Raw genomic sequence first — 11,677 nt, forward strand, 5'->3', positions numbered from 1 at the left:
GGGGATGTTCTAGTTGACGATCTTAGATATGAATGTAGCTGAATTAAAGCAGCGTTTGAAGTCTCGCGACTTATCTTCCTCAGAGCTTGTGGAAGCTTCCTACGCTCGCATTGCGGAAACAGAAGCGTCGATTCAAGCCTTCCTGACGCTGGATGAGGATCGTGCTCGCACAGCGGCCAAAGCTTGGGATGAGCAGTATGCAAAGGGCGAAGCAGATTCCCTGCTCGCAGGTCTTCCGATCGGGATCAAGGATAATATTGTGACTGATGGGCTTCGTACGACTTGTGCAAGCCGTTTCCTCGAGAACTTTGTTCCTGTGTATGATTCCAGCGTATCCCGCAAGCTGAAGGAAGCGGGCGCCATTACGATTGGCAAGCTCAATATGGATGAATTTGCGATGGGCGGCTCGAATGAGAATTCCGCTTACCAAACGACACGCAATCCTTGGGATACTAATCGTGTTCCAGGTGGTTCAAGCGGCGGCTCCGCAGCTTCTGTTGCTGCGCTGCAAGTGCCATTTTCCTTAGGCTCCGATACAGGCGGCTCGATTCGTCAGCCTGCCTCCTACTGCGGGATTGTTGGCTTGAAGCCAACCTATGGCCGAGTATCTCGCTATGGGCTTGTTGCCTTTGCATCATCTTTGGATCAGATCGGTCCATTGACCCGTACCGTAGAAGATGCAGCTCATGTGCTTCAAGCCATTGCAGGGTACGATCAGATGGACTCTACTTCTGCAAATGTGGAGGTATCTTCTTACCCATCCGCGCTTACAGGCGATGTGAAGGGGCTACGCATCGGTGTTCCGAAGGAATACATGGGTGAAGGCGTTGACCCTGTCGTTAAGGCGAAGATTATGGAAGCGCTGAAGGTATACGAATCTCTAGGCGCTACATGGGAAGAAGTCTCGATGCCGCATACGGAGTATGCCGTTGCTGCTTATTATTTGCTCGCGTCATCTGAAGCAAGCTCCAACCTTGCGCGCTTTGACGGTGTGCGTTACGGCGTACGCGCGTCATCTCCGGACAACCTGCTTGACTTGTATGTGAAATCCAGAAGCGAGGGCTTCGGTCAAGAAGTGAAGCGCCGCATCATGCTTGGCACCTATGCGCTTAGCTCCGGCTATTATGATGCCTTCTATCTTAAAGCTCAGAAGGTTCGTACGTTGATTAAGCGTGACTTTGACGAAGCGCTGTCTCGCTATGACATTCTGCTTGCGCCTACTGCGCCAACAACAGCATTTAAGATTGGCGAGCAGGTAGACAATCCGCTGCAAATGTACATGAACGATATTCTGACGATTCCAGTAAGCCTTGCCGGCGTTCCTGCGATCAGCATTCCATGCGGACTTGCAGATGGACTTCCTGTAGGGTTGCAGCTTATCGGCAAGCCATTTGATGAAGCTGGACTGCTTAAGGCGGCCCATGCTTACGAACAGCATACTGAACATCACAAGCTGCGTCCGCAGTTGTAAGAGGAGGGAGACCCTGACATGACGCAAGCTCAATACGAAACGGTGATCGGCTTGGAGGTGCACGTCGAGCTCCATACGAAGTCGAAGATCTTCTGCGGCTGCTCGACATCCTTTGGTGCGGCGCCGAATACCCATACTTGTCCGATCTGCCTTGGCCATCCGGGCGTACTGCCGGTGCTTAACCGCCAGGCGGTTGAATATGCGATGAAGGCCGCTATGGCATTGAACTGTGAGATTTCATCTGTCGGTCATTTTGACCGTAAAAACTATTTCTATCCAGATTCCCCTAAGGCTTATCAGATCTCTCAGAATGATCGCCCAATCGGAACGAACGGCTGGATCGATATCGAAGTGAATGGTGAAACGAAGCGAATTCGAATCAATCGCCTCCACTTGGAAGAAGACGCGGGCAAGCTGACGCATATGGATGGCGGCTTCGGGTCCATGGTAGACTTGAACCGCTGCGGAACGCCGCTTGTCGAGATCGTATCGGAGGCGGATCTTCGCTCCCCTGAAGAAGCGAAAGCTTATTTGGAGAAGATGAAGGCGATTATGCAATACTGTGATGTGTCTGATGTGAAAATGGAAGAGGGTTCCCTGCGCTGCGATGCGAACGTCAGCCTTCGTCCATACGGCCAAGAGGAGTTCGGTACGAAGACGGAACTTAAGAACATGAACTCCTTCCGCGGCGTTCAGCGCGGACTTGAGTATGAAGTTGAGCGTCAGACAGAGGTTCTAGAAGACGGCGATAAAGTGATTCAAGAGACTCGCCGCTGGGATGATGCGCAAGGACGGACCATTGTGATGCGTACGAAGGAAGAGGCGCATGACTATCGCTACTTCCCAGACCCAGACCTTGTGGAGCTTCATATCGATGAAGCATGGCAGGAGCGTGTGCGTGCCACCATCCCTGAACTGCCTGATGCAAGACAAGCGCGCTACACAGCGGATTACAGCTTGTCGAGCTATGATGCTGGTGTTATCACCTCTTCTAAGAAGATGGCTGATTTGTTCGATGAGAGCTTGAACTACACCAAAGACGCCAAGGCTGTAGCGAATTGGATTATGGGTGAGATGCTTGGCTACCTGAACCAGAACGGCAAGGACATCGATGAAGTGAAGCTCACGGGTCAAGGGCTTGGCGAGATGCTTGGCCTGCTGGAGAAGAGCACCATCAACAACAAGATCGCGAAGACGGTATTCAAGGAAATGCTCGAAACAGGCAAAGCTCCTCAAGTTATCGTTGAGGAAAAAGGTCTTGTTCAGATCAGCGATACAGGCGCGATCAAAGAGATTGTAGAGAAGGTTGTTGCGGCTAATCCTCAATCGGTGGAAGATTTCCGTGCCGGTAAGGATAAGGCGATCGGCTTCCTCGTTGGACAAGTGATGAAGGAATCCAAAGGGAAAGCTAATCCTGGGCTTGTCAATGAGCTTCTGCGCGAGGTTCTTAAAGGATAAGCATTGCTTTTCTGCTGAAGGATTCGATATGACTCGTTATATGAGTAATAGAAACAGAGCCATGTTATTGCATGGTTCTGTTTTTTTGTAATGAAAGCAGTCATCTTGGTCAGTAGCTGTGAACCTCCTCGCTGAACGCCATCTGCCGCTTATAAGCAAAACAATTTGTGTTGATCAGCTCTATGATTGTCAGGCTGAACGTTTATAGATCTAGATAGAACGAAAAGAAGTTTTCCTCTCTTCCGAATATGTCAAATATGAGGTACACTGCTGTTTATAAGTCGCGATTTGCGGCGTGATCAGAATCAACGCTCGTTAAAAGCAGGGGATATATTCATTTTCAGGGAAGAAGGTGAGTACAATGATTAAAGAGATTCATTTACATGATCCTGAGCTATTTGAGCAGGTGTGGAATATGCAGCAGCAAGCCTATGGCATTGAAGCTCTGCTTATTGGATTTCATGAGATACCTCCTTTGCTGGAGACGAAGGACGAGCTAATGCAGGTGCAGGAGCATTTTTATGGCTGGTATACCGATTCCAATGAGCTTGCGGGGGTCATTTCTTATGAAAGGGAGGCGCCCCATCTGCTGCAGATTTGCCGTGTCATGGTAAGACCAGATCATTTTCGCAAAGGAATTGGCAGAGCCTTAATGCAGTACGTGCTATCCATGAAAGACGTTCACACATTCACGATTTGTACAGGGCTGAAGAATACGCCAGCCATAACCTTGTATGAGCAGCTTGGGTTTCACTACGTTAGGGATGACGAGGTAGCGCCAGGCGTTGTTCTTCGCACTTTATCCAAGACACAACCATTGACGACTTAGTGGGCATCGGGAGGAGATTGTGTTGCCATTAGAAATACAAGACCCTTGGTATATTGATAATCTACATATTACACTGCGCCTGCTGCTGGCCATGGTACTAGGGGGCGTCGTGGGGCTTGAACGGGAACAAGCCAATCATCCGGCAGGACTCCGCACTCATATTCTTGTTTGTCTAGGTTCCGCATTGCTTATGCTGCTATCCATATACGGCTTTTCTCAATTTGTGTATGAGGAGAATGTCCGGATCGATCCGGCGCGTCTAGCAACGGCTGTTATTACCGGAATTGGCTTCTTGGGGGCAGGCACCATTATTTTTACAGGGAAAGCGATTGCAGGCTTAACGACAGCGGCTTCGCTGTGGGTTGTTGCTGCAATTGGACTAGCGGTTGGTGCCGGCTTTTACTTCCCATCCATTTTGACGACAGGACTCGTGTTGGTGAATCTATTCGCATTTAATAAGCTGGAGCAGCGATATTTGGCTGGCAAGAAGCCAAGAATCTTAACGCTGATTACAGATGAAGCATTTGATGTTATGAAAACGTTGAACAGCTGCCTCTCCGAGCACGGGATTAATGTAAAAAAGATGACGATTCTTCATCTAGAAGAAGAGCGCAGCCATCGCGATTACAGGGATTCATACCGCAAGGAAATCAAGCTTGCTGTTGTCATCTCCAAGCATACGGATATTCTAACCTTTGCCACCGAGATCGAACAGCTGACAGGTGTGCGCTCTGTTACGATTGAATAAAAAACTAGACTAAAGTCGGTGAAACCTTCCTAGACTCAGGAAGGTTTCTTTGCTTTTGTCCCAAGACGTACAATAAAAGTAACAAAAATGGTCTTTCGCGGACGCGTGCGAATAGAGATAACCTTTGGGTTAGAGTGGAAAGGAATGGACAGCAATGAATAAACAAACGAGAAATGATAGCCAGCAGCAGCGCACTGACGAGTGGTTGATCCAACAATATAAAGAGGGAAATGAAGGGGCTATGCAGGAATTGGTGGAAAGACATCGCCCATTTGTGTTAACTTGTATTTGTCGCACGGTTTCTGACCGTTACTTGGCAGAAGATATTGCACAGGATGTATGGCTTAAAGTATTCCGCTCCTTGCATACGTATCGTGGCGACGCCAAATTTACCACGTGGCTGTATCGCCTGACACGCAATCAGATGATTGATACGCTTCGCAAATGGAAGCATCAGCATATAGAAATGACAACGGACACGATGCAGCATGTTGAGGGACAGATTGATTTGGACTTGATATGGAGCGATCTCCCCGAAGACCGATTAATCACTAGGGAGCGTTCACAAGAAGTGCTGGAGGTCTTGAAGCAGCTTCCTATGAAATATAGAACGGTCATGGTGCTGTATCATTTGCGAGACCGCTCGTACACAGAGATTGCAGAGCAGTTGTCCATGCCGGTTCGTACGGTAGAGACCAGACTGTATCGGGCAAAGTCGCTCTTTAAGCGTGCTTGGGGACAATCTTTGGAATTGGCTTAGCAGATGTGTGCGGCAATGTCTAAATACAAGGGGGGAGCAGCATGAATAATTATCGCTCAGGTTCATCGAAGAATGAGCAGGAGGAGCAATTTCTTAAGGAACGGATGAAAAAAGTGGAGCGAATGCAGCAGGAAAGCCGCGGTCAAGGGTGGTTTAATGCCAACGAGCGGCCTTATGCGCATGCCGGAGAGCCTCCATTTATGAATAGCAAGCCTCCACGGAAGAGTAAGTTTGTTGCGGTAATGCTAGGATTCTTCTTCCCAGGAATGGGACATTTTTATCTTGGCTTGATGCAGCGTGGACTTCTCATGATGATGCTGCTGGCGCTGGATATTGTGACCATTGTCTACTTCAGCACTTCTAATGACGGGACGAATGTACCGCTGATTGTGCTATTATCGCTATTGCTTCCGGTCATATACTTCTATAATTTATTCGATGCCATGCAGAACACGGACAAGGTTAATACACAAGCGCTGTATGGTACGAGCAAGTCTGTCAAGCAAGGACCATGGCTTGGAATTCTGCTGGTCGTGATTGGTCTTATGCTCATGCTGTTTACCATTGATCCCGACTGGCTTCGCTGGCTGCTGCGCAATGGAGGCTCATTCGCCGGGGCAGCAGTATTAATTGCTGGAGGCATCTATCTGCTCTACAAAGAATCTAGATTCAGACCTTAACATGCAGGGGGGAGCAATATGATTAAAGTCGGCAGGATCACAGCCTCGCTGCTTATTATTGCCGTAGGCATTATGCTCTTGGTTGACCGCCTATATCATACGCATACCATAACCCTGCTGATTACTTGGTGGTCTGTCATTCCAATAAGCTTAGGACTTGAAATCTTATGGTTCAGCTTTCGCAAAACTGAGCGTAAACGCAAGTTCGATACTTTGGGCTTGTTTGCCTCATTGTTCATTGCAGCCATCGTGTTTACGACCACTCAACCTTCACTGTTTCAAGATTGGGTGCGTAGTGTGCAATTTGACTTTTCGATGATGAAGCAGATGGTGAAGATGGACGGAGCAAAGACGGACATTCCAACGGAGACAACGGATGTTCCTTTATCTGTTCGTGAATTGAGAATCGATCAGACAGCGGGAGATATTTATGTGAAGACTGGATCCCAAGATACGCTTCAAGTTGAAGCGATCGTGACGATATTCAATGCTTCTCCTGAGGATGTAGAGATACTGGCTGCTCCATTAAAGCTTCGCTGGATTGAAGATGCAAGCGAACCTGTATTGAGTTTGAAGATGGATGGCATGGATAAGATTCGCCAAGCGGGCTATTCCAGTCGTGTTGATCTGAGTATTAAGCTCCCTAGAGAAAGGGACCTCCTTTTCAATGCAAAAGTAAAAGAAGGGGACTTTTATATTCATGATCTTGAAGGTTCTGTACAGGTGGACACGGTTGATGGCGATATCTCAATCTCGAATGTGGGGGGCGATGTTATGGCTCATACCACTAGCGGAGATACGGAGCTCCAGAATATCCAAGGAAATGCAGAGTCTAAAGCGGCGAGCGGGGATATTGTCGCAAGCGAGATTGGTGGCAATCTCCATATGTTCACGAAAAGTGGAGATGTTGAAGGCAGTGAGCTTGCCCAGGATGTATTCGCGGAAACCTACAGCGGCGATATTCGGATCAGTACCTCTTCACTAGCAGGAACATGGAGCGTAACCACTTTAGCTGGGGACGTGGAAATGAAGCTTCCAGAGGATCTTAACGCATTCATGCAAGTGAAGAATTCCTTTGGAGATTTAAGTTCAGATTTTCCGCTTACCATCACGGAACACGAGATGCAGGGTTTGTTGGGAGAAGGGCTGTATCAAGTGTTCGTTCAGGCGAATGGCGATGTGAACGTGGCCCAGAGATAATGTGCTTCGCCATAGCTAAGCAATGAATACCGCACCGTTGTGCGGTTTTTCTCGATTGAATACGCAATAATTGTATTGACAAACAAAAAAATAAAGACGTACAATGGACATATACCAATTATTTGTTGATAATTGTTATAATGTAATAGTTATACCCGATGTGCAGATATTACAGATAGAAGGTGGTGGTCAGGATGAAGACGCGGGTACAGCATGCATTAGAACATTTGAAAGAGTCCGGCGTACGCATTACACCGCAGCGTCATGCTATTTTGGCATACTTGATGGATTCCATGACCCATCCTACTGCAGATGAGATATACCGGGCTTTGGAACCGAAGTTCCCGAGCATGAGTGTAGCTACCGTTTATAACAACCTGAAGATGTTTATTGAAGCAGGACTTGTAAGAGAGCTAACTTATGGTGACAGCTCCAGCCGCTTTGATGCGAATGTATCGGATCATTATCATGCGATTTGTGAGAAATGCGGCAAGATCGCGGATTTCTCGATACCTGCATTGGAGAATGTTGAGCAGGCTGCTGCTGAACGAACCGGATTTCATATTCGAGGACATAGGATGGAAGTGTATGGGGTGTGCCGGGAGTGTGCTGAAGAAGCAGCATCGGTACATTGATATTTCAAGTGAGATGAGCGCGCAGTGATGGATCTGCGCGCTTTTTATGTTTTGAATAAACATGGAAGATGGAGGCTCGAATGAAAAGACAAGCTGGAAGACCTCCCATGAGGAGAAGGCAAGCGAAGAAGAAAAAGGGATTTGGCCGTTTGGTGCTGCTTGCAGGATTGATTTTATTAGCCATAAGCTTGTGGAAAGGAATTCAGGAGTGGCTTCCTAATCAACAATTTGCCAATCAAGATGATGGGATATCACAGCGCATAGCTTGGAATGATCAGCTCACAGCATATGGAGCTAAAGGCAGTGGGAAGGAACTTCTGATTCCAGCAGGTGCGATCGAAGATTATATGTCCACTTATGTGTGGGCAGAACAGCAATCCAATCTAGTCATTGTGACGAATGATTCCAATACTGCTGTCATTCCCGTAGATGGGAATAAGGGGATATGGAATGGGCAATCCCATACGTGGAGCGGGACTGCGGATATCATAGATGGAGAAGGTTATGTAGCGGCTTCGATTCTAGAGGAGCTTGGCGTTACTCGAAGCAAGCAATTTAAGGTGGATGGCAAGGTAGAACTGCTGGCACCGGGAACAAATTATGATCAAGGGAAGATTAAGCTGCAAAAACGTGCAGACGATAAGGTGGCATTGCGTGAAGAGCCAGATAAGCACGCACTCATGGTTGCCGAATTATTCGGAGATACAGAATTGAAGCTGTGGGATGCGGAGGGTGAATGGTTCAAGGCTACCGATCAAGTCAGCGGCGCAGTCGGTTATGTTCAACGCAGCGAGGTTGAGCAAAGCGGCGCGGTACAAGTGCCAGAACGCAAGTCGATGGAGCTTCCGGACTTTGTTAAGCAGAATATACCCATTAATCTAACGTGGGAAGCCGTCTATACACGCAACCCGAAGACAAGCTCGCTTCCGGATATGCCTGGCGTAAATGTGATCAGTCCCACATGGTTCAGTCTGGAAGATGGCCAAGGGAATGTAAAGAGCAAGGCGGATGCAGACTTGGTTGATTGGGCACATGCGGAGGGGAAACAGGTATGGGCGTTGTACAGCAACAGCTTTGATCCTGATCTCACGAGAGAGGCGCTAAGCACGTACGAGAGAAGAAATCGAACGACTCAGCAGCTGCTCCATTATGCAGAGCAGTACCGTTTTGATGGCCTAAATATTGATTTTGAAAATGTAAATGTAAATGAGCGGGAGGTGCTGACTCAGTGGGTAAGGGAGCTGACGCCGCTTCTTCGCCAAGAGGGGCTTGTCGTATCCATAGATGTAACAGGCAAATCCTCGAGCGGGAACTGGTCGATGTTTCTTGATCGGGCCAATCTTGCCAAGAGCGTCGATTACATGATGGTCATGGCTTACGATGAGCATTGGGCGGCAAGTCCGAAGGCAGGATCGGTAGCATCCCTTCCATGGACAGAACAAACGATGCAGCGAATTATGGATGAAGATCAGGTGCCTGCCAGCAAGCTCGTTTTGGGCATGCCGTTATACATGCGCATATGGACAGAGACGGAGCAGAATGGCAAGACAGAAGTGAAGTCGAAGGCAGTAGGCATGACTGGAATCAAGGAATGGCTGCAAGAGCATAAGGTCACACCGGAGTTTATGGAGGATGTGGGGCAGAATTATGCAGAGGTTACCGTTGATGGAGAGCGAATGAGAGTATGGATCGAAGATGAGACATCGATTCAAGCACGAGTCGATATGGCAAAAAGAATGGGACTTGCAGGTGTTGCGACATGGGCAAGAACATTCGGCGATGAATCATTATGGAGCATGCTGCACTACTAAATGGATAGATCATAATAAGAAGCCGTACCCGAATCTAGCAATCAGCTGGATCTAGGTACGGCTTTGTTGTGCTATTCTAAGATGTAAATGTTCGTTCCTGCTCGGACTTTGTTGATTCATCCTGTGCTGGAGCGGCGTTGTTGATGTCTGTGGATTCATGATCGCTGCTGCTCTTAACCTGGGGATGCTCCGTAGCTTGGCTCTCATCCAAGGTAAGCATCGTGCGACAGAACATACAGCGGTCGGTCTTGCCTAGAATCTTTGTTTGTCGCCCACATTCTGGACATACTAGGATCATGGCGCTGGTGGAAAGCATGCCAGCAGCAAAATATATGGCCATGCTGCCCAAGAGAGCAATCATGCCGATTACCATGAATATGGCGGCAAACAGTCTTCCGTTCGTTCCCCACATAAGAATTCCTGCAGTGCCAAGCACCATTAGTCCCATTCCGCCCATGGTAAGCAGTAGTCCCCATAATCGAAACTCATTGATCTTGCTCGATCGAAAGAAGAAGCGTTTGGCTTTCTCCATATTACTAGAGGAATGACTCATAGTACGACTCTCCTATCATGTATGGAATGTTAAAAAAATGAGGAGGAAAGAGACGATCTATGTAGAATTATAAACGAAGAGTTGCTGTAAAAGAAAGCCAAAAAAAGTGTGGGGAACAGAATGGAAAAGGGAAAAATGGGGCCAGTACTGCTCCTGGACCCTCTAGTCAAAGATCAAGACATATCGGGAATTGTCATCGTGGACAAGGATATTGTCGAAGCATGGTCCAAAAAGTTTGTCGATTGGTATATTCATATTATTTTGGTTCATACGGAGTTTCCTGAAGAGGCTGTTGCTTCTCAATGGCTGGATGATGTTGAAGGAAGGCCAATACTGGTTAGCCGATTGTCCGAACAAGAACTTCTGGAGGTGAGTGATTTGGAACATCATGATGTGAAGCGATTGATTCCTTTAGGAAAAATTGAGCTTGACCGCAAAGGTCACATTGAGAGCGTCAAAAGCATCATGTTGGGAAGAACCCCCTTACACGAACAAGTAGTTCTAAGCCGATTTGCGAATTTCGTTGAAGCTTATGTTCATGGCAGGCGTTATCTTGAGAAGGGACATGTATGGGATGCGTATACATCTGTGCTGACGGCTTTAAAAGAGTGGGCATGCCTCACTGTAGTGGAGCACGGAGAACATGATCAAGTAGGTTTGTGGGAGCAGGTCAAGCATCTAAGTCCAGGGGTATTCAAATTGTATGAGGAATTGGCGACAAGCAATGAGACGGTTCTTCAACGGGTTGAACTGGTACTATTGGCTTGTGAGTTCTCGATCACAACGAAGCTCAACAGCTGTGCGGCGCCGCTGCTTCGGATCCTGCGGGAGAGTAAGCAAGGGGTATCTCTAGAACAATTGTATGAGAGAGAGGAACTTCAGATCATTCGTAAACAGCTGCCGATGCTTATGGAGAAGCTTACAAGGAGCCATTATGTCATCAAAACAACAGAACCTTCTTCAGATCCTCATTACCCAGAAGCTCTTTATTCGATCTATCATTGGAACGAAGAGCGAAAAGCAGTGCACGGCTGATGACAGAAGCATCAGCATACATCACTATAGTAGTTATTAATAGAACCAGCTATATTGGGCATGGGAGAGGAACAATCCAACTTTTTTTAATAGAGGGTTGACTTCACCATGTCCATTATGATAAATTAGAACTCGTCCCTCAGAGGACATGCATCAAAGTTCACAAAGAGATGACAAGCTTCGATAAACTTCGAACAAAACTTTCTTAAAAAAAGTGCTTGACGGAAACTGAGTGAATATGATACATTATAAGAGTCGCTGCTGAACGATGTGGCGAGCTAAAGCGAAGGTGATCGGGTTGATCGCTGGAGCGCAATTGTTCTTTGAAAACTGAACAACGAGTGAAACATTATTGAGAATTAATTTCTCGTCAGCAATACAATGAGCAAGTCAAACACTTTTATGGAGAGTTTGATCCTGGCTCAGGACGAACGCTGGCGGCGTGCCTAATACATGCAAGTCGAGCGGAGTCTTACACTTTCTTCGGAAAGTGTTTG

At 47.4% G+C, this 11,677-nt stretch carries 11 protein-coding genes and 1 rRNA gene; 11 read left to right on the top strand and 1 reads right to left on the bottom strand.

Going from position 1 to position 11,677, the window contains the following annotated elements; translation table 11 throughout:
* Positions 1–28: 28 nt before the first annotated feature.
* The 9 genes from gatA (at position 29) to B9Y93_RS19840 (ending at position 9,592) form a co-directional block, all read left to right on the top strand.
* Positions 29–1,471, top strand: coding sequence for an Asp-tRNA(Asn)/Glu-tRNA(Gln) amidotransferase subunit GatA (gatA, locus tag B9Y93_RS19800; protein WP_425320363.1), 1,443 nt, complete (start codon positions 29–31; stop codon positions 1,469–1,471).
* Positions 1,472–1,489: 18 nt separating this feature from the next.
* Entirely contained in the window at positions 1,490–2,929 is a 1,440-nt protein-coding gene (gene gatB / locus B9Y93_RS19805) for an Asp-tRNA(Asn)/Glu-tRNA(Gln) amidotransferase subunit GatB (RefSeq protein ID WP_085497370.1), read from the top strand.
* 361 nt (positions 2,930–3,290) lie between these two features.
* The gene (locus B9Y93_RS19810; RefSeq protein WP_085497373.1) at positions 3,291–3,758 is read left to right on the top strand and encodes a GNAT family N-acetyltransferase; all 468 of its coding nucleotides are present in this window, start codon (positions 3,291–3,293) and stop codon (positions 3,756–3,758) included.
* A 34-nt stretch (positions 3,759–3,792) separates the two neighbouring features.
* Positions 3,793–4,506, top strand: coding sequence for an MgtC/SapB family protein (locus B9Y93_RS19815; RefSeq protein WP_085497452.1), 714 nt, complete (start codon positions 3,793–3,795; stop codon positions 4,504–4,506).
* A 154-nt stretch (positions 4,507–4,660) separates the two neighbouring features.
* Positions 4,661–5,266, top strand: coding sequence for an RNA polymerase sigma factor (locus B9Y93_RS19820; protein WP_085497375.1), 606 nt, complete (start codon positions 4,661–4,663; stop codon positions 5,264–5,266).
* Positions 5,267–5,307: 41 nt separating this feature from the next.
* Positions 5,308–5,946, top strand: a complete 639-nt coding sequence (locus B9Y93_RS19825) for a TM2 domain-containing protein (RefSeq protein ID WP_085497378.1) — start codon at positions 5,308–5,310, stop codon at positions 5,944–5,946.
* 18 nt (positions 5,947–5,964) lie between these two features.
* The gene (locus B9Y93_RS19830) at positions 5,965–7,146 is read left to right on the top strand and encodes a DUF4097 family beta strand repeat-containing protein (RefSeq protein WP_085497381.1); all 1,182 of its coding nucleotides are present in this window, start codon (positions 5,965–5,967) and stop codon (positions 7,144–7,146) included.
* A gap of 194 nt (positions 7,147–7,340) precedes the next feature.
* On the top strand, positions 7,341–7,781 hold the full coding sequence (perR, locus tag B9Y93_RS19835) for a peroxide-responsive transcriptional repressor PerR (RefSeq protein ID WP_085497383.1): 441 nt from the start codon (positions 7,341–7,343) through the stop codon (positions 7,779–7,781).
* Between the two features lie 80 nt (positions 7,782–7,861).
* The gene (locus B9Y93_RS19840) at positions 7,862–9,592 is read left to right on the top strand and encodes a glycosyl hydrolase family 18 protein (protein ID WP_244903497.1); all 1,731 of its coding nucleotides are present in this window, start codon (positions 7,862–7,864) and stop codon (positions 9,590–9,592) included.
* Between the two features lie 76 nt (positions 9,593–9,668).
* On the opposite strand, the gene B9Y93_RS19845 is transcribed toward B9Y93_RS19840, so the two are convergent.
* Positions 9,669–10,145, bottom strand: a complete 477-nt coding sequence (locus B9Y93_RS19845; RefSeq protein WP_338113953.1) for a DUF2614 family zinc ribbon-containing protein — start codon at positions 10,143–10,145, stop codon at positions 9,669–9,671.
* A 120-nt stretch (positions 10,146–10,265) separates the two neighbouring features.
* Here B9Y93_RS19845 and B9Y93_RS19850 point away from each other — a divergent pair, with 120 nt between their 5' ends.
* Together B9Y93_RS19850 and B9Y93_RS24770 are read left to right on the top strand one after the other, a co-directional pair.
* Positions 10,266–11,180 carry a hypothetical protein gene (locus tag B9Y93_RS19850; RefSeq protein ID WP_088550052.1) on the top strand — a complete coding sequence of 305 codons (915 nt, stop codon included), beginning with the start codon at positions 10,266–10,268 and terminating at the stop codon, positions 11,178–11,180.
* Between the two features lie 399 nt (positions 11,181–11,579).
* Positions 11,580–11,677, top strand: a 16S ribosomal RNA gene (locus B9Y93_RS24770); the annotation flags it as partial.

The sequence above is a fragment of the Paenibacillus aquistagni genome (assembly GCF_900177815.1).
Taxonomy (GTDB): Bacteria; Bacillota; Bacilli; order Paenibacillales; family Paenibacillaceae; genus Paenibacillus_B; species Paenibacillus_B aquistagni.